The sequence below is a fragment of the Halomonas sp. H5 genome (assembly GCF_050613175.1).
Classification (GTDB): domain Bacteria; phylum Pseudomonadota; class Gammaproteobacteria; order Pseudomonadales; family Halomonadaceae; genus Bisbaumannia; species Bisbaumannia salifodinae.
Genome location: NZ_CP192510.1, coordinates 2,730,734 through 2,749,003 on the forward strand (window position 1 = coordinate 2,730,734; position 18,270 = coordinate 2,749,003).

The 18,270-nt window shown below is 70.4% G+C and carries 14 protein-coding genes and 1 pseudogene; 1 reads left to right on the forward strand and 14 read right to left on the reverse strand.

Annotation, left to right across the window (positions count from 1 at the left end; translation table 11 throughout):
- Positions 1 to 54: 54 nt before the first annotated feature.
- From ACQ1W9_RS12650 to cbiE, 6 genes are all read right to left on the reverse strand, one after another.
- Positions 55 to 903 (reverse strand): DUF2726 domain-containing protein, encoded by an 849-nt coding sequence (locus ACQ1W9_RS12650; protein ID WP_431023695.1) that lies wholly within the window; start codon positions 901 to 903, stop codon positions 55 to 57.
- A 642-nt stretch (positions 904 to 1,545) separates the two neighbouring features.
- Positions 1,546 to 2,151 (reverse strand): cob(I)yrinic acid a,c-diamide adenosyltransferase, encoded by a 606-nt coding sequence (cobO, locus tag ACQ1W9_RS12655; RefSeq protein WP_431023696.1) that lies wholly within the window; start codon positions 2,149 to 2,151, stop codon positions 1,546 to 1,548.
- Between the two features lies 1 nt (position 2,152).
- On the reverse strand, positions 2,153 to 2,923 hold the full coding sequence (gene cobF, locus ACQ1W9_RS12660) for a precorrin-6A synthase (deacetylating) (protein WP_431023697.1): 771 nt from the start codon (positions 2,921 to 2,923) through the stop codon (positions 2,153 to 2,155).
- A complete protein-coding gene (cobM, locus tag ACQ1W9_RS12665; protein ID WP_431023698.1) occupies positions 2,920 to 3,714 on the reverse strand; it encodes a precorrin-4 C(11)-methyltransferase in 795 nt (264 codons plus the stop codon). The genes cobF and cobM overlap by 4 nt, the downstream gene beginning before the upstream one ends.
- 719 nt (positions 3,715 to 4,433) lie before the next feature.
- Positions 4,434 to 4,790 (reverse strand): cobalamin biosynthesis protein, encoded by a 357-nt coding sequence (locus ACQ1W9_RS12670; RefSeq protein ID WP_431023699.1) that lies wholly within the window; start codon positions 4,788 to 4,790, stop codon positions 4,434 to 4,436.
- Positions 4,787 to 6,010: a precorrin-6y C5,15-methyltransferase (decarboxylating) subunit CbiE gene (cbiE, locus tag ACQ1W9_RS12675; RefSeq protein WP_431023700.1), complete on the reverse strand. Its 1,224-nt coding sequence runs from the start codon at positions 6,008 to 6,010 to the stop codon at positions 4,787 to 4,789. Before cbiE ends, ACQ1W9_RS12670 begins: the two co-directional genes overlap by 4 nt.
- On the opposite strand from cbiE, the gene ACQ1W9_RS12680 reads away from it, so the two are divergent.
- A complete protein-coding gene (locus ACQ1W9_RS12680) occupies positions 6,011 to 6,793 on the forward strand; it encodes a cobalt-precorrin-6A reductase (RefSeq protein ID WP_431023701.1) in 783 nt (260 codons plus the stop codon).
- Here the strand turns inward: ACQ1W9_RS12680 and cobJ are convergent.
- The 8 genes and pseudogenes from cobJ to ACQ1W9_RS12720 all read right to left on the reverse strand — a co-directional run bounded on the left by cobJ (position 6,733) and on the right by ACQ1W9_RS12720 (position 18,265).
- A complete protein-coding gene (gene cobJ, locus ACQ1W9_RS12685; RefSeq protein ID WP_431023702.1) occupies positions 6,733 to 7,545 on the reverse strand; it encodes a precorrin-3B C(17)-methyltransferase in 813 nt (270 codons plus the stop codon). The two genes, ACQ1W9_RS12680 and cobJ, sit on opposite strands and share 61 nt — an antisense overlap.
- The gene (gene cobI, locus ACQ1W9_RS12690) at positions 7,542 to 8,267 is read right to left on the reverse strand and encodes a precorrin-2 C(20)-methyltransferase (protein WP_431026445.1); all 726 of its coding nucleotides are present in this window, start codon (positions 8,265 to 8,267) and stop codon (positions 7,542 to 7,544) included. The genes cobJ and cobI overlap by 4 nt, the downstream gene beginning before the upstream one ends.
- Before the next feature lie 11 nt (positions 8,268 to 8,278).
- Positions 8,279 to 8,908: a precorrin-8X methylmutase gene (locus tag ACQ1W9_RS12695; RefSeq protein ID WP_431023703.1), complete on the reverse strand. Its 630-nt coding sequence runs from the start codon at positions 8,906 to 8,908 to the stop codon at positions 8,279 to 8,281.
- Positions 8,892 to 10,121 (reverse strand): cobalamin biosynthesis protein CobG, encoded by a 1,230-nt coding sequence (locus ACQ1W9_RS12700; protein WP_431023704.1) that lies wholly within the window; start codon positions 10,119 to 10,121, stop codon positions 8,892 to 8,894. The genes ACQ1W9_RS12695 and ACQ1W9_RS12700 overlap by 17 nt, the downstream gene beginning before the upstream one ends.
- The gene (gene cobN / locus ACQ1W9_RS12705) at positions 10,121 to 13,996 is read right to left on the reverse strand and encodes a cobaltochelatase subunit CobN (RefSeq protein WP_431023705.1); all 3,876 of its coding nucleotides are present in this window, start codon (positions 13,994 to 13,996) and stop codon (positions 10,121 to 10,123) included. Before cobN ends, ACQ1W9_RS12700 begins: the two co-directional genes overlap by 1 nt.
- Positions 13,996 to 15,129, reverse strand: a complete 1,134-nt coding sequence (cobW, locus tag ACQ1W9_RS12710) for a cobalamin biosynthesis protein CobW (RefSeq protein ID WP_431023706.1) — start codon at positions 15,127 to 15,129, stop codon at positions 13,996 to 13,998. The genes cobN and cobW overlap by 1 nt, the downstream gene beginning before the upstream one ends.
- Positions 15,126 to 16,533 (reverse strand): annotated as a pseudogene (locus ACQ1W9_RS12715) (cobyrinate a,c-diamide synthase). Before ACQ1W9_RS12715 ends, cobW begins: the two are co-directional and overlap by 4 nt.
- The gene (locus ACQ1W9_RS12720) at positions 16,526 to 18,265 is read right to left on the reverse strand and encodes an AAA family ATPase (RefSeq protein ID WP_431023707.1); all 1,740 of its coding nucleotides are present in this window, start codon (positions 18,263 to 18,265) and stop codon (positions 16,526 to 16,528) included. The pseudogene ACQ1W9_RS12715 and the gene ACQ1W9_RS12720 overlap by 8 nt, the downstream one beginning before the upstream one ends.
- Positions 18,266 to 18,270: the final 5 nt, after the last annotated feature.

Consider the following 18,270-nt stretch of genomic DNA (forward strand, 5'->3'; position numbering starts at 1 on the left):
CGCGTCAGCGCCGACGTCCCTTGGAGCCGATTGTTAGATGTTTTTTCTTTTTACTCATAAGCCACGCATCACTTCTAAAACCAGTTTCTTGAATCTTTCCACGGTAGCTTCGTTCTGATCATAGGCTCTTATTCGAATCAGTTTGACATTTGCCGCTTTGAATATTTCATCTTTCATGCGGTCGTTTTTTGCCGCTCGCTCATTGTCATGGTAATGGCTATCCAACTCGATAAAGAATCTCGGCTCATAGCCTTTACCGCTATCGAAGACGACGCTGTCAATGATCGCTTTGAAAAAGTATTCGCGAGCTTCAGCGCTCAAAATATCTCTTATGGAAGAATAATCAATAACGCAGCTTACTGCCACATTAGGATAGGGGTGGTAAGTTGGGAACGTCTCTCTCACCGCCTCGAAAAACAGCTGTTCTTGACGAGATTTGAACAACCTCGTGGTTTTCTGGCTTTCGCTAGTGGTAGTCGTGGCTTTGATGGAAACGTTCTGACGATGCGCATCAGCTAACACTTCCGGTGTTTTTGTTTGGATCTCTTTTAGTATTTGAACCGCCAGTGGTCGATCTTGGTGTTGGGCCGCATAACTCAGTAGACTATCGCTCTTGGTTTCTTTTAGTAGAGCAAGCTTTCTGTCAATAAACTTTTCTACAAATGACTTTGAGAACGCATGCTGCTTTAACTCGATTACCAGGCCTGGATACTCATATACTTTTTTCTTTTCCCTTGGTGGTAGCGAGTCGGTTTCTGCGAAGAATTCGGACTCGAACAACCGGATTGCTTGCGCGAGCACCGGGTCTGAGCCAATAAGCTTCGAGTTCTGATACATGGTTTTCGCAATAGAATCCCATTCCTTATTGGCCAGCATGTGGAAAAGCGACTCTCTGTCGAACAAAGCCTACTCCTTGTGCGCATCTAACAGGTATTAGACGGCGCGCTCTATGATTGGATCAACGTGCCGGCACGTTTGTCCGGCAAATGCAGCCTGCCAAGGCTCTTGCAAGCCTTTGATTTTTAAGCTTGATAATTAAAATTAGGCCATATATCCAGAATTCGCGCGCCTGCTGCATTTTTCGGAACGGCTGATTCGGGTCGATATCCGCCAATCGCCAGCTCCCCGCCCTGCTCCAGTATGGATTTCCCGATCTAAAGGCACGCTACCGCCAGGGCGGTATCGCGTGGCGCCGCCTCCTTGGCTACGGGGTTGCCACCGTCGCCTAGTAGCGACGCCGACATCCCGACCAGACACATCCATTAACACTTAACCTACTAAAGATGGTTTCGGCTTGGCCACTCGAATCTTGAGTTTTCTTATGACTCGCGGCTTGAGGAGCTGGTCGGCTTGCTCTGGCGGGGGCGGGATCGGGCGCGGTAGAGGCAGGTCTGGTGCTACCAGGATCGCCCTTCGGGCGATATCGCGCAGAATCTGCGCTCCCACAATGGTCTCCGCGAAGAATCCTTTGGGGGAGGCCTTTGGTAGGGCTCCCCCACCCTGCCCCGTGCGCTTGCGCATCGTCCTGGGTTATCAGGCTGGGGCTTAGAGCTCGACGCCCTTCTGGGCCCTGACGCCCTGGTCCTTGAAGGCGTGCTTGACCACCTTCATCTCGGTGACGGTGTCGGCCAGCTCGATCAGCGCCTCGGGGGCGTAGCGGCCAGTGACGATGGCGTGCTGCATGGCCGGGCGGGCCTGGAGGTCGTCGAGCACCCGGTCGAGGTTCAGGTACTCGTAGCGCAGGGCGATATTGAGCTCGTCGAGCAGCACCATATCGAAGCTCGGGTCGCTCAGCATGCGACTCGCCACCTCCCAGGCTGCCTCGGCGGTCTGGACGTCGCGCTCCCGGTCCTGGGTGTCCCAGGTGTAGCCCTCGCCCATCACGTGGTACTCCACGTTCGGCAGGTTGCGGAAGAAGGCCTCCTCGCCGGTACTGAAGGCGCCCTTGATAAACTGCACCACGCCCACCTTCATGCCGTGGCCCAGGGCCCGGGCCAGCATGCCGAAGCCGGAGCTGCTCTTGCCCTTGCCGGGGCCGGTCAGCACCAGCAGCACGCCCTGGTCCTTGTCGGCGGCCTCGATGCGCTCGTTCATGATGCGCTGCTTGATGGCCATGCGTTCGGCATGACGCTTCGGATCGACTTTCTTCATTTCACTCTCCACCAGGTATTTTCCGTAACAGATAGATGTCCATGATCCAGCCGTGCCGCTCGCGCAGGGCGGCACGCCGCTCGAGAATCGTCGCGGCCACCTCCGCCAGGGGGCCGTCGATCAGGTGCTGCTTGTCCATGCCCAGGTAGGCGCCCCACCAGATATGCAGGCCCTCCGGCGGCAGCGCCTGGAAGGTGCCGCCGCTATCGAGCATCACCGCCACGCTCGCGGCATCGCTCGGCCAGCCGCGCTCTCTTAGACGGCGGCCGGTGGTGATCTGCACCGGTTCGGCCAGCGCATTGAGGGGGATGCGGTGCGCGGCGGTCAGCACCTGCAGGCTGGTGATGCCCGGCACCACGTCCACCGTCACCTCGCCCCCCGTTCGGGACCCCAGCCTCCCGGCGATACGCAGGCTGCTGTCGTAGAGGGAGGGGTCCCCCCAGATCAGCAAGCCGACCCGGCCGCCCTCGGGCAGGTGAGCCGCCATCAGTTCCCCCCAGACGGTGGCGATGGCCCCGTGCCAGTCGTCCACCGCGGCCAGGTAGTCGGCCCGGGAATCGCGGCGCGGCAGGTCGAACTCCACGACCCGGGTGCGGGACGATGCCTCCAGCAGATTGCGACACAACAGCCGGCGCAGGTCCACCAGGTCCGAGTTGGCCTCGCCCTTGCGGGGCAGCAGGATCAGGTCCGCCTCGTTGAGGGCCCTCACCGCGGCCAGGGTGACATGCTCGGGATTGCCCGTGCCGATGCCGATCAGCGAGAGATGGATCATACGCCGTCACCCTCGCCGGCGGCGAAGGGCGAATCCGCCGACTGGGGCCGGAAGCGGCGGTCATAGCCGAGCGAATAGAGGCAGCTCTCCTGGAAATCCTCGCTGCCCAGCACCGGGCCCACCAGGATCAGCGCCGTGCGCTGCATGCTGGCATCGACCCGGGCCTCCACGGTCGACAATTGCCCCCGCACCACCCGCTCGTCGGGCCAACTGGCCCGCCAGACGATGGCCACCGGGCAGTCGGCGCCATAGTAGGGCGTCAGCGCTTCCACCACCTGGGCCAGGTTATGGATGGAGAGATGAATGGCCAGGGTGGCGCCGCTCCTGGCGAAGTTGGCCAGGGTCTCGCCGTCCGGCATGGCGCTGGCCCGCCCCGGGGTGCGGGTCAGCACCACGGACTGCGCCACCCCCGGCAGGGTCAGTTCCTGGCCCAGGGTGGCGGCGGCGGCGGCGAAGGCCGGCACCCCCGGGGTAATGGCATAGGGGATCGCCAGTTCACGCAGCCGGCGCAGCTGCTCGCCCATGGCCGACCAGACCGACAGGTCCCCGGAGTGCAGCCGGGCGACATCGTGCCCCGCGGCATGGGCGGCGCGCATCTCGGCAATGATCTCGTCGAGGGAGAGCGGCGCGGTATTGATGATGCGGGCGCCATCCGGGCAGTGCTCGAGCAGCGCCTCGGGCACCAGCGAGCCGGCATAGAGGCATACCGGGCAGGAAGCGATCAGGTCCCGGCCGCGCAGCGTCAGCAGGTCCGGTGCCCCGGGGCCGGCGCCGATAAAGTGGATGGTCATATTGGCTTTCCTCTTGTCGGGGTTATCGCTCTCTGGTGTGAATGCCATTGTGGGAGCGCAGATTCTGCGCGATATCGCCCGAAGGGCGATCCTGGCAAGCACCGGGGCGCCTGCGGCGCCAATCGTCCGGAATCCGGACTCCCACAACAGCAGGCCGGAGGTCTGCCATGTCGGGGCTTTACGCACCGGGGCGCCTGACGGCGCCAATCGTCCGGCGGAGCCGGACTCCCACAAGGGCAGGCCGGAGATCTGCCATGTCGGGGCTTTACGCACCGGGGCGCCTATCGGCGCCAATCGTCCGGAATCCGGACTCCCACAACGGCAGGCCGGAGATCTGCCGTGTCGGGGCTTTACGTACCAAGGCGCCTGTCGGCGCCAATCGTCCGGCGGAGCCGGACTCCCACAACAGCAGGCCGGAGGTCTGCCATGTCGAGGCTTCGTGTACCGAGGCGCCTATCGGCGCCAATCGTCCGGCGGAGCCGGACTCCCACAAGGGCAGGCCGGAGATCTGCCATGTCGGGGCTTCGCGTACCGGGGCGCCTGCGGCGCCAATCGTCCGGCGGAGCCGGACTCCCACAAGGGCAGGCCGGAGATCTGCCATGTCGTGGCTTCACGCACCGAGGCGCCTGACGGCGCCAATCGCCGAGGCGTCGGACCGCCGGAATCCGGACTCCCACAAGGGCAGGCTGGAGATCCCCCCACAATGGCGGGTCGGCGCTCTACCCTGTCGCCAGGGCCGCGGTGGCTTGGCGGTCCGTCGAGATCAGTCGGGGGCCGAGCAGGGTCGCTGCGGGGCCCGCCGCCAGCAGGGCCACCGCCTCGGCGACGCTGCCGGTGCCCCGGGCCGCCAGGCTATGCCGGGAGCGGGTCAGGGTGGCCGCCTGGGGCAACTCATGCTCCGCCACCCCCATTACCGGGATACCGTGTCGTTCTCCCAGTGCCTGGACCAGCGGTAGCATCGACTGCACTGCGGCCAGTCGGTCGACCGGGCCATAGCGCCGGCACAGCCGGTCCAGGGCGTTATCCAGCGAGGCCAGGCCGGCGCCGCGGCGAAAGCCGAAGCCCGCCACCCTCATCGACTCACCCGCCACTGCACGATGGGGTAGCTGGCTTTCCAGCCCCGCCGGGTGCCGAGGGGCGCGGCGCTGGCCAGCTCGATACGCAGCAGCTCGCCGCCGGCCCGCCGCTGCCACTCGGTCAGCAGGGCCTCGGATTCCAGGGTCACCGCATTGGCCACAATCCGCACGCCGGCCGGCAAGCGCCGCCACAGCGCCTCCAGCAAGGCTTGCGACAGCCCGCCGCCGATAAAGACCGCCTCGGGCGGTGGGGCCTCGGCCAGGGCGCCCACTTCCAGCATCGCCAGCGCATCGCCCTCCACCACCTCCAGCCAGTCGACGCCGAGGGCATGGGCATTGCGGCGCGCCCGGGCCGCCCGCCCGGCGTCGCGCTCGACGCCCAGGGCACGGTTGTCCGGGTGGGCCAGCAGCCACTCGATGGCGATGGAGCCCGAGCCGGTGCCGAGATCCCAGAGCCGCTCCCCCGCCCGGGGAGCCAGGGCGGCCAGGGTCAGGGCGCGCACGGCCTGCTTGGTGATCTGGCCATCGTGGTCGAAGAATTCGTCCGCCAAGCCCGGCGTCAGCGGCAGGGCCGGCCCCTCCCCGGCCACTTCCAGGCCCACCGCCACCGGGTGAACGATATCGTCCGGCAGGGCGGCGTCGGCCCGCACGCTGCGGATGCGCTCGCCATTGCCCCCCAGGGCCTCCAGCAGATGCAGCCGGGTGGCGCCGAAGCCGAAGCGTTCCAGCCAGCCGGCCAGCTCGCTCACCGCCTCGCCGCCCCGTACCAGCACCAGCAGGCGTCGGCCGGGGTGCAGATGGGGCCGGATCCGCGTCAGCGGCTTGGCATGCAGGCCCAGGCAGGTGCAGCCCTCCAGCGGCCAGCCCAGGCGGGACGCCGCCAGGCCGAAGGTGGAGGGCGCCGGCAGGGCCCGCCACTCGCCGGCGGGCAGATGACGCGCCAGGCTGGTGCCCGCCCCGAACCAGAAGGGGTCGCCGGAGACCAGCATCACCACCCGGCGGCCGCGCTCGGCCAGCAACTGGGGGATGCCCTCGGCGAAGGGCACCGGCCATTCGCGCACCTCGGCCGCCAGCGGCGGCAAGAGGCGCAGATGGCGCCGCGCGCCGAACACCAGCTCGGCGCCCTCCAGGGCGCTGCGGCTTGCCGCGGTCAGCCCTTCTGTGCCACCTTCCCCCCAGCCAAGCAGCGTCAGCCAGGGAGCCTCGTCAAGGTCCGTCATATGAAAATCCTGATTCTAGGGGGCACCACGGAAGCCAGTGCCCTGGCCGGCGCCCTGGCCGAGCGCGAGGTCCCTGCCCTGTTCAGCTATGCCGGCCGGGTGGCCACCCCCAAGCCGCAGCCACTGCCCACCCGGGTCGGCGGCTTCGGCGGGGTGGCGGGCCTGGCCGACTTCCTCACGGAGCACGGCATCACCCACCTGGTCGACGCCACCCACCCCTTCGCCGAGCGGATGAGCCAGAACGCCGTGGCGGCGGCACACCACGCCGGTATCCGCCTGATCGCCCTGGCCCGCCCGCCCTGGACGCCGACGACCGGCGACCGCTGGACCCGCGTCGCCGGTATCGAGGCGGCGGTGGCGGCGCTTGCCGGCCCGCCCGAGCGGATCCTGCTGGCCATCGGCCGCCAGCACCTCGCCGCCTTCGCGGCCCAACCCCGGCACCACTACCTGCTGCGCCTGGTCGATGCCCCCGAGGCGCCGCCGCCCCTGCCCCAGCATCGGGTAGTCCTGGATCGCGGCCCCTTTACCCTGGCGGGCGACTTGGCCCTGCTGCGGGAGCACGGCATCCAGCGCATCGTCTGCAAGAACGCCGGCGGCGCAGGCGCCATCGCCAAGCTCAGCGCCGCCCGCGAGCTGGGCCTGCCGGTGGTGATGATCGAGCGGCCGGCGCTGCCTTCCCAGCACGAGGTGCACTCCGTCGAGGCGGTGCTGGCCTGGCTCGCTCATGAGTCGGCCCCTGAACCAGACCCTGAGCCAGCCCCCAAGGCCGACCGCGGGGTATAGACCCAGGGCAGGCCCTTATGCGGGGTCAAGCGCGGGATCAGCCGTGTCTGGCTGGAGCCCACCAGCACCAGGGTGCGCATATCGGCCATCTCCGCCCTGGCCTCGCCGAGGGTGGTGACCCGCAGGGACTCCTCCGGCGTGGCCACGGCCCGGGCGAACATGATCACCCGCTCCGGCCCGCAGGCCTCCCGCAAGACCTCCAGGGCGCGCTCGAAGCCCTCCGGGCGCGCCCGGGAGCGGGGATTGTAGAAGGCCATGGCGAAGTCGGCCTCGGCGGCCAGGCGCAGGCGGCGCTCAATCAGCGCCCGGGGCTTGAGGTTGTCGGAGAGGTTGATGCAGCAGAAGTCGTGGCCCAGGGGCGCCCCCAGCCGCGCGCTGGCGGCCAGCATGGCGGAGATGCCCGGCAGCACCTGGATATCCAGGGCGCGCCACTCGGGCTCCCCCGCCTCCAGCGCCTCGAAGAGCGCCGCGGCCATGGCGAAGACCCCCGGGTCCCCGGAGGAGACCACCACTACCCGGTGGCCCTCGGCGGCCAGGCGCAGGGCCGCCTCCGCCCGGCGGATCTCCTCGCGGTTGTCCGAGCCGTGGCGCACCAGCCCCGGCCGCGGCGCCACCCGTTCGACGTAGGGCACATAACCCACCACATCGGTGGCCTCCGCCAGGGCGGCGGAGACCTCGGGGGTAATTAGCGCCTCGGCGCCGGGACCTAACCCAACTACCTTGAGCCAGCCACCGGTTGCCGCCTCGTTCATGGCCGCCTCCCGTTGCCGTGGATCACCAGGATGGAGAAGTAGGGGACGCTATCGCCGAACTCGCGAAACGGCCGTATGCGTTCCTGGGGCATGGCGGCGTATTCGATCAGCCAGGCCTCGTCGTCGCGGCCGGCCCGGACCAGGGCCCGGCGCAGCTTGTCCAGGTTGCGACCGATCTTCATCACCACCAGGGCGTCGGTGCGGGCGATACGCTCGACCAGGGCCGCCTCCGGCAAGGTGCCCATCAGCACGGTGAGAACGTCGTCGCCCCAGGTCACCGGCCGCCCGGTGGCGGTCCAGGCGGCGGACATGCCGGTGATGCCCGGCACCACCGCCACCGGCACCCGCCCCTGAAGGCGGGTATAGAGGTGCATAAAGGAGCCGTAGAAGAAGGGGTCGCCCTCGCAGAGCACCACCACGTCCTGGCCCGCCGCGGCGATCTCGGTGAGCTGCGCGACCTGCTTGTCGTAGAAGGCCGCCAGCAGCGCGTTGTAGCGGGGGTCGTCGAAGGGGATCTCGGTGGTGACCGGGTACTCCATGGGCAGCTCGATGACGTCCCGCGCCAGCAGGCCCTCGACGATGCTGCGGGCATGGCCGCGGCGGCCCTGCTTGCGGAAGTAGGCGATATGGGAGGCCCCGCGGATCAGCCGGTCGGCGCGCACGCTCATCAGGTCCTGGCTGCCGGGGCCCAGGCCGACGCCGTGGATGGTGCCGGGTTTCATGGTGGCGAGGCTCATTCGCGGCGATCCGCCATGGCGTTGAGGGCGGCCACCGTCACCGCGCTGCCGCCGAGGCGCCCCTCGACGACCACGCAGGGCGCCGCGGCGCTCTCCCACAGGGCCTGCTTGGATTCGGCGGCGCCCACGAAGCCCACCGGGCAGCCGATGATCGCCGCCGGCCGCGGGCACACCGGATCTTCCAGCATATTCAGCAGGTGGAACAGGGCGGTCGGCGCATTGCCGATCGCCACCACCGCGCCGTCCAGTTGGGGGCGCCAGAGCTCCAGCGCCGCCGCCGAGCGGGTGTTGCCCAGTTCCCGGGCCAGCTCGGGCACCCGCGCGTCGTGCAGGGTACAGACGATGGCGTTGTCCGCCGGCAGGCGCGTGCGGGTGATGCCCTCGGCGACCATGCGCGCGTCGCAGAGGATCGGCGCCCCCGCCTCCAGCGCCGCCCGGGCCCGGTTCACCGCATCGCCGCGGAAATGAATGTAGGGGGCAAGCTCCACCAGCCCGGCGGCATGGATCATGCGCACGGCCACCGGCTCCTCCTCCGGCGCGAAGCGCGCTAATTCGGCCTCGCGCCGGATCGTGGCAAAGGACTCCCGGTAGATGGCCGGGCCGTCCGTTTCATAGACGTAAGGCATCGCGATTCTTCTCTAGGTATTCGATCACATCGGATTCACTGAGGCCGGTGGCGGCCGGCGCCCCATCGGCGCGATCGCCGATGATCAGGTCATAGCGCCCGTCCCGCCCGGTCAGGCAGAGGTCGGTCGGTTGCCGGCAGGCGCAGCCCTTGGCGCAGCCGGAGAGATGCATGGAGCCCGCGATAAGCCGGCGTTCGGCCAGCGCCCGCGCCAGGCCCAGGGTCGCCACGCTGGCCTGCTCGCAGTGGGGGGCCCCGGGGCAGGCCTGCATGGCCAGGCGCGGATCGCGCTCGCTCTCCAATAGCCCCGGCGGCGCCTGTTCCTGGAAAGGCTCCCCCGTGGGAACCCCCTCGATCAGCAGGCGCCGCCAGGGGGTGACCCGTACGGCGGTGGCCGCCTTGGAGGCGACCGCGGCCCGCAGCGCCTTGGCCGACGCCCTACCGAAGGGCAGGCCAAGGACCCGCCCCCTCGGATGAGGACCCAGCGCCATGGGCTTGCTGGCCCGGGCCGGCGGCGTGGATGCTGGCGCCCAGGGCGGTAGTGGCACCTCGTGCCGGCGCATCCGCCCGGCGTCGCGTCCGCCGCTGGCGACGAACCAGTGGGCCAGCCGAATCAGCAACTCGACGGCGGCGGCGGGAGAGTCCACCGGGGTGCCCAGCGACCTTCCGTCAACACGGACTAACAAGGCGCCCGAAGACTGCGCCGGTAAGCCCCCCACCGCCGCCCGCTCGATACGCAGGTCCGCCGAGGCCTCATTGAGCAGCGGCGCGTCCCCGGCGTCGATGGCCAGGCCCCACTTGGCCGGCAGCACCGGCAGCTCCCCGAGCCGGGCCTCCAGCAGGCGCGCCACCTCATGGGTGGCGTCGCCGGCCCGCCAGTCGGGGGCCAGCAGCAACTGGGGGCGGCGCTCGGCTTCGGGGTCCGCCGCGACCAGGCCGTGCTCGACGAGGGCCTCCATCAGCCCGGGCCAGGAAGCCTCGGTGACGCCGCGCAATTGCAGGTTGGCGCGACTGGTCAGCTCGATCAGGCCGCTGCCGTAGGTCTCCGCCGCCGCGCACAGAGCCAGCAGTTGGTCCCGGGTCAGCCGGCCGAACCGCGGCCGCACCCGCACCAGCAGGCCATCGCCGCTGGCCATGGGGTGCCAGGCCCCGGGGCACCAGCCTTTAATACTTGGCTGATTCGCCTTGGCCACCTTATCCCGCTGATCCACCATCAGGGCGCCAGCTCCCGGCTCTCGTCGATCTCCAGCAGCAGGTCCTGCAGCGCCTCGCCCTGCTCGCCGGGCTCCCGCCACAGGTCGCGCTGCGCGGCCTCCAGCAGCCGCTCCGCCATCTCCTCCAGGGCCGAGGGGTTATGCTCGCGCAGGAACGCCTGGTTGTGCGAGTCCAGCACCAGCGCCTCGGTGACCTGGGCGTACTGGTAGTCGGCCACCAGGTCGGTGGTGGCGTCATAGGCGAACAGATAGTCCACCGTCGCCGCCATCTCGGTGGCACCCTTGTAGCCGTGCTCGCGCATCGCCTCGATCCACTTGGGATTGAGCACCCGGGAGCGGATCACCCGGGCCAGCTCCTGCTCGAGGGTGCGCATCCGCGGCCGCGCCGGGTCGGCGTGATCGGCGTGGTAGATGGCCGGGGCCTGTCCGGCCAGCGCCCGGCTGGCGTTGGCCATGCCGCCCTGGAAGGCGTAGTAGGCGTTGGAGTCGAGGATATCGTGCTCGCGGTTGTCCTGGTTGTGCATCACCGCCTCCAGCCCCTCGAGCTGGTGCTCGAAGGCGGCCCGGGCGGCGACGCCGGACTCCGGGAACTGGCCATAGGCGTAGGCCCCGGCCCCCAGGTAGGCCTCGGCCAGGTCGTCGGCGCCCTCCCAGGCGCGGCTGTCGAGGAGCCGGTTCAGGCCGGCGCCATACTCGCCGGGCTTGCTGCCGAAGATCCGGTAGCCGGCCTCCCGGGCCGCCGCCTCCGGGGAGAGCCCCTGGGCCTCGAGCTCGCCACGCCGCGCCCGGACCGCCGTGCGAATGGTGTTGGAATCCCCCGGCTCCTGGTACTCCGCCACCGCCCGCACCGCCCGGTCGAAGAGGCGGATGACGTTGGCGAAGGCGTCGCGGAAGAAGCCGGAGACCCGCAGGGTGACGTCCACCCGGGGCCGCTGCAGCAGCATGGCGGGAATCACCTCGATATCGATCACCCGCCGGGAGCCCAGCGACCAGACCGGCCGCACCCCCATCAGCGCGAAGGCCTGGGCGATATCGTCGCCGCCGGTGCGCATGGTGGCGGTGCCCCAGATCGACAGGCCCAGGCGGCGCGGGTAGTCGCCGTGATCCTGCAGGTAGCGCTCGACGAACGCCTGGGCCGAGGCCTCGCCCAGGGACCAGGCGGCCGGCGACGGAATGGCGCGGTTGTCGACGCTGAAGAAGTTGCGCCCGGTGGGCAGCACGTCCAGGCGCCCGCGGCTGGGGGCGCCGCTCGGCCCGGGCGGCACGAAGCGCCCCTCCAGGCCATCCAGCAGCGACTGAATCTCCATCTCGGCGCCGCGTTGCATATCGGCCCAGAGACCGTCGCGTACCTGGTGCAACTGCCCGGCCGTAGTCGGGTAATCGCGGGCCAGGGTCGCCAGGCAGCCCTCCTCCAGAACATGTGTCTCCACCAGCCGATGGGCCAGCAGCTCCAGGCGCTCGCGGGTATCGGCGGCGCTGCGCCAGGGGGAATCGTCCAGCGCGGCCAGGGCCGGCGGCCGCGGCCCGTGCCAGGGCTCGGCCCCGGCCGCCAGGGGGTCGAAATCCGGCGGCAACCCCAGGTCGGCGGCCAGGTTATGCAGCAGGCCGCGCTGGGCCGGCGATTCGCCCCGCGGCAGCCGCAGGATGGCGACCAGGGTCCCGGCCCGCTTGTCCCGGGGCGGCAGGCTGCCCAGCACGTGGAGGCCGTGGCGGATCTGCGCCTCCTTGATATCGCACAGGTAGGTATCCAGCTCGTTGAGCAGGCGCTCGTTATCCGTGTCGCCCTCGGTGCCATCCCCGCCCTGGGCCAGCTCCCGGTCGATCCCGGTGTCGCGCAGGTGGGCCAGGATCCGCTCGCGCAGCAGGGTCTCGCGGCGCGGGTCCATGCCCAAGGCCTGGTAGTACTCGTCGGTCAGCGCCTCCAGCTCCGCCATGGCGCCGTAGAGCTCGGCGCGGGCCAGCGGCGGCATCAGGTGGTCGATGATCACCGCCTGGCTGCGGCGCTTGGCCTGGGCCCCCTCCCCCGGGTCGTTGACGATAAAGGGATAGAAGTGCGGCAGCGGCCCCAGGGCGATCTCCGGCCAGCAGTCGGCACTGAGCGCCGTGCTCTTGCCCGGCAGCCACTCCAGGTTGCCGTGCTTGCCGACATGGATCACCGCGTCCACCCGGTAGTGCTCGCGCAGCCAGAGATAGAAGGCCAGGTAGCTATGGGGCGGCGCCAGCTCGCTATCGTGGTAGCTCTGCAGCGGGTCATCTCCCAGGTCGCGCTCCGGCTGGATACCGACGAAGGTCTCCCCCAGGCGGATCCCGGCGATCATCAGCCGGCCCTGGCGGTACTTGGGGTCCGCGCCGGGCGGCCCCCAGCGCGTCCACACCGTCTCCTGAAGGGCCTCCGGCAGGGTCCGGAACCAGGCCAGGTAGTCGTCGACGGCGATGCTCTGCCAGCAGGGGCGCCCGTCCAGGGCCTCGCGAGCGTTGGTGACGCCGCCCTGCAGCCGCCGGATCAGGGCGTCGCCGTCCTCCGGTACCTCACTCACCGGATAGCCCGCCCCGGCCAGCGCCCGCAGGATGGCGACCGTCGAGGCCGGGGTGTCCAGGCCGACGCCGTTGCCGATGCGCCCGTCGCGGTTGGGGTAGTTGGCCAGCACCAGCGCCAGGCGCTTGGCCCGGTTCGGGCCGTGTCGCAGGTCGCAGAAGCGCCGCGCCAGCCGGGCGACGAAGGCGCCGCGCTCCGGGTGCAGGGCGTGGCGCACCACCGACAGCTGGCAGCGCTCGCTGTAGTGGGCCTCGCTCTTGAAGCCCACCGCCCGGGTCAGGATGCGGCCATCCATCTCCGGCAGCACCACCTGCATGGCCAGGTCGCGGCTGCGCAGGCCGCCGGCCTCGGCCCGCCAGTCCTCTGCGGTGCTGCTGGCCAGGATCGCCTGCAGCACCACCGGCCGGCCGACGAAGAGCCCCGCGAGCTCCTGTTCGAGCTCCGCCTCGCCGAGGGCCTCGCTATCGTCCGCATGACGATTGACGGAGAAGCCGGTGGTATTGACCACCAGGCCCGCGCCGGTCTCCTCGATCAGGTGATTGACGAAGGCCAGGCAGGCCGACTCCTTGAGGGAAGCCACCGCCACCGCCAGGGGCGCCAGTCCCTGGGCCTCGAGCGCCTCGATCAAGCCATCCAGCACCGCGGTATTGGCGCCCTGCAGATGGCTGCGATAGAAGAGCAGTAGGCAGACCGGGCGCGCGGGGTCGCGGCTTGCTTGCCACTCACTCAGGGTGGTGAGCGGCGCCCCCCGGCAAGAACCTTGATAAAAAGCGGCTTGGGGAAAATAGAGCAGCGCCGCGGGAAGGGGCTTGGGTTCGCGCCACGCCAGCGGCAGTCCCAGACATTCCGCACCGACACGGCGCAGCAGCTGCTCGGCGTTGTCCACGCCACCCTCCCGCAGGTAGCGCCACACCCGGTGCGCCAAGGCGAAAGGCACGCTGGAGGCCGCCAGCAGATCGTCGTCCGGGGCGTCGCAGCCCGGCACCAGGATCAACTGCCGCCGCTTGTCGGCGGCCGCCCAGGCCTGCAGGCGCTCGAAGCCGTAGCGCCAGTAGCCGCTGCCGCCCAGCAGCGAGACGATCACCAGCCGCGCCTCGTCCAGCACCCGATCCTCGTAGAGGTCATAGGCGGCGGGCTTGACCAGATTCATCCAGTTGGCCAGGCGCAGCGAGGGAAAGCCCTCGCCGCCCGCCCCGCCCAGGCGCTCCACCGCCTGGGCCAGGGCCGACAGGCTGCTGTCGGCGGCGGACAGGATGACGACCTCGGCGGGGCTCTGCTGCAGGTCGACGATGCCCTCGTCGTCGACGAAGCCCCCGGGCTTGGCGGCGAAGAGGTGCATCAGGGCGCCGTCGCGATCTCGGCGCCCGCCAGGGCGGCATGCAGGGCCTCGCTATTCAGCCCCTTGCCGATGATCACGAGCTGGGTGGTGCGCGGCTCGTCCGGCGTCCAGAGGCGGTCGAAGTAGCCGTCGAGGCGCTCGCCCACGGCCTGGATCACCCGCCGCATGGGCTTGCCCGGCAGGGCCGCGAAGCCCTTGGCCCGGTAGATCTCGTGGCCCTGCAGCAGCGCCTGGAGGCGCGCCGCCAGGGCCTCGCCGTCCACCTCGCCCAGGCGGATCACGCAGGAGTCGAAGTGATCGTGGGCGTGGTCATGGTGGGCCCCCTCGGCGTGGTGGCGATCGTGGTGGTTGTCGATGCGGTCGATATGCTCCTCGCTCGCCGCGCCGATGCCCATCAGGGCCTCCAACTGGGCCCGGTCCGCGGCCCGCGATGCGTCGCCGTCACCGTTGCCGTAGGCGCGCTGGTCGATAAACAGGGTCTTGACCGAGGCCGGCACCCGCTGGGCCACCAGCGCTTCCACCCGGGCCCGTTCATCCGGGGCGAGCAGGTCGGTCTTGGTGACCAGCACCAGGTCGGCGGCGCTGAGCTGGTCGTCGAGCAGCTCGCGCAGGCTGGGGTCGTGATCCAGGCTCTCGTCGGCCCGGCGCTGGGCCTCTACCTTGTCGATGTCGCTGGCGTAGCGGCCGGTGGCCACCGCCGGGCCGTCGATCACGGTGATAATGGCGTCCACGGTGCAGTGCTGGCGCACCTCCGGCCAGTTGAACGCCTGGACCAGCGGCTTGGGCAGGGCCAGGCCGCTGGTCTCGATGAGGATATGGTCGATATCGTCGCGGCGCGCCACCAGCTGCTTCATCACCGGCAGGAACTCCTCCTCCACGGTGCAGCAGATGCAGCCGTTGGCCAGCTCATAGATGCCGCGCTCGAGCTCCACGGGGGCGTCTTCCCCCTCCTCGTCACAGCCTAGGGAGCAGCCGCGCAGCAGGCTGGAGTCGATATCCTGCTCGCCGAACTCGTTGACGATAACGGCGATGCGCTTGCCGGTGACCTGGCGCAGCATGCCGGCCAGCAGGGTCGTCTTGCCGCTGCCCAGGAAGCCGGTCACCACCGTGGCGGGGATCTTGTTTAGGTTCATCCTTGGGATTCCTCCGAGGTGATGGAATAAGTGGTGATGGAGTGAGACTCTGTGATCGCGCATGCCGGCCGCCCGCTCGACGCAAAAAGCCGGGCCAGGGCATCGGGGTTATCGGGGAAGTAGAGGTGCAGGTAGGTGGCCGTGAGGCCACGCTCACGATAGATGGCCTCCCCCGGCGCGGGATGGCGCTGGCGCCGACCGGGCGATGGGCTCAGGCGTGCCTTCCGCCACCGAGCGGTGATGGGCGTGGCCTCGCACCGGCCCCTCCGGCAGCTCGGCGGTCTGCATCCCCTGGCAGCCACGCCGCCCGCGCATGGCACCCCGGCCGGGCAGCAGCCCCAGCATGGCGTGGGTCTCGCCGTCCACGTCGGTCAGGCTCTCCAGGCAGTAGAGCAGGCCGCCACACTCGGCGAGGATCGGCTTGTCCGCGGCGAAGAAGCCCTGGATCGCCTCGCGCATCGGCGCGTTCGCCGCCAGCCGTGCGGCGTGCAGCTCCGGGTAGCCCCCCGGCAGCCAGAGGGCATCGCAGGGCGGCAAGCGGCTATCGGTGAGCGGCGAGAAGAAGCGCAGGCTCGCGCCCATGCGCTCCAGCAGCTCCAGGTTGGCCTGGTAGATGAAACTGAAGGCCGCGTCCCGGGCCACGCCAATAGTCCGGCCCCGTAGCGACGGCAGGGGCACCGTGGCGGCCTGGGGCGGCGGCGCCGCGAAGGTGACCGGCGGCAGGGCCAGCAGCGCCTCCGCCAGCCCCTCGGCCTCGAGGGCGGCGGCGCCGGCCTCGAAGCGGGCCTCCAGGTCGTCGCGGATCTCCTCGGCCTGGACCAGCCCCAGGTGGCGCTCCGGCAGGGCCAGGGCGGCATCCCGGGGCACCGCGGCCAGCAGCGGAATCTCGGCCGGAAGCGCGGCCTCGATCAGCTCCCGGTGGCGCCGGGAGCCGCAGGCGTTGGCGATCAGCCCGGCGATGCGCACATCGTCGCGGAAGCCCGCCAGGCCGGCCACCAGCGCCGCCGCGGTCTGGGCCATGCCCTTGACGTCCATGACGATGGCCAGCGGCAGGTCGAACAGCGCCGCCAGGTCGGCGCTGGAGGGCTCGCCATCGAACAGCCCCATGGCGCCCTCCACCAGGATCAGGTCCGCCTCCCGGGCGGCCTCGAAGAGGCGCCGGCGGCAGTCGGCCTCGCCGGCCATCCACAGGTCGAGGGGGTCCACCGGCCGGCCGGAGGCCTGGGCCAGCACCCGCGGGTCCAGGTAGTCGGGGCCGGTCTTGAAGACCCGCACCACCTGGCCCCGGTTGCGCAGCAGCCGGGCCAGGGCCGCGGTCACCGTGGTCTTGCCCTGCCCCGAGGCCGGGGCGGCGAGAAAGAGGGCGGGACAGGCGGCGCTCGCCGCCTCGGTTGGCTTAGCCATGGGACTCTCTACTGGAGAAGGGGTGATAGCGGGCGCCCAATTGCGCGGCGATTAGCGCGCCGCGGCCGCGCTTCACGGCGGCCTCTTCGGTATCCACGACCACGCACTCCCCCAGCGACGGCAGGCCGTCGAGGGGCTGGCGGGTGCGGCCGTCGGTGATCAGGTAGGTGCGCACCCGCAGGCCGGCGTCCTGCCGGCGCCACCGGCGAATCAGTCGCGCCGCGTGCTGGATCGCCTCGCGCAGCGGCGTGCCGCCGCCACCGCCGGCGGCGTCGAGCCGCCCGGGCAGGGTCTTGGGGGCGCGACGCCGCGGCAACAGCTCCGTGACGCCGTCGTTGCCGAAACCCAGCACCGCCAGTTGCTCCCGGGCGGCGTAGGCCTCGCGCCCCAGCCGCTCCACCAGCCCCTTGGCGCGGCCCAGCCGCTGCCCGCCCAGGGTGGAGGCGGAGGTATCCAGCAGCACCAGGTGCACCAGCGGCCGACCACCGCGGCCCCGGCGATAGCGCAGTTCCCGCCAGGGCCAGCGGCCGCGGTTGGCGACCAGGGTGGCGAACCAGTCCGGCCGGCGCGCCCCGGCCCGGGCCTCGCCACCGGCACGCTGACGTCCCGGCCCGCCCTGCTGCCAAGTCCCCCGTGGCGCTGTCGCCGCGGGCGACGTAGCGACGTCGCGGGCCGGCGCCTCGGTCGCCGGCAGCGCCTGGGCCGGCACGCCGACGCTCGGCTGGGCCAGCGGCGGCATGGCGCCCCACTGCCCGTCTCCGGCCGGACCGTCCTCGCCGTCGCCGGACGCGGTGCCCGCCCCGCCATCGGAGCCGTCCTGCCCGCCTGGGCCACCGGACGGCGGCGTGTCATCGGGCCGGGGCTCCCGGGTGCGACGATGGGCCAGCACCCAGGGCGCGATGGTGTCCAGGTCCTCCCGGGTCACCGCGGTCGCGCCGCGCCAGGCGGCATGGGCCCGGGCCGCGCGATGCCAGGTCACGTCCGCGCGCAGGCCCTCGACGCCGGCGGCCTCGCAGCCCCGGGCGATATGCTCGTAGACCCAGGGGTCGGTGGTGATCTCGGCGAGCCTCTGCTGCGCCTGGCTCAGGCGGTGGGTCAGGGCGGCCTGGGCCTCGGCATGGCTCGCCACGAAACCCTCGGGGTCACGGTCGAAGGCCTCCCGCTGGCGCAGGATGGCGATGCGCTCCTCGACGCCCACCGTCGCCTCGAGCTCGAGGCAGAGGCCGAAACGGTCGAGCAACTGGGGGCGTAGCTCCCCCTCGTCGGGATTCATGGTGCCGATCAGGGCGAAGCGGGCGGGATGGCGATGGCTGATGCCGTCGCGCTCGACGCTGTTGACGCCGCTGGCCGCCGCGTCGAGCAGCAGGTCCACCAGGGAGTCCGGCAGCAGGTTGACCTCGTCGACGTAGAGCACCCCGCCGTCCGCCCGGGCCAGCAGCCCCGGCTGGAAGGCCGCCTCGCGCTCGGCGAGCACCCGCTGCAGGTCCAGGCTGCCGGTCAGGCGCTCCTCGCTGGCGCCCAGCGGCAGGGTGACGAAGGGCGGCCGGCGCCCCTCGGCGGTATCGGGGAGGATCGCCGCCAGCGCCCGGGCCAGGGTGGACTTGGCGCTGCCGCGGGGGCCGCTGATCAGCACGCCCCCCACCCGGGGGTCGATGGCGTTGAGCAGCAGGGCGGTCTTGAGGGCCGGCTGGCCGACCACGGCGACGAAGGGGAACTCGGCCACGGGGGTCATGGCGC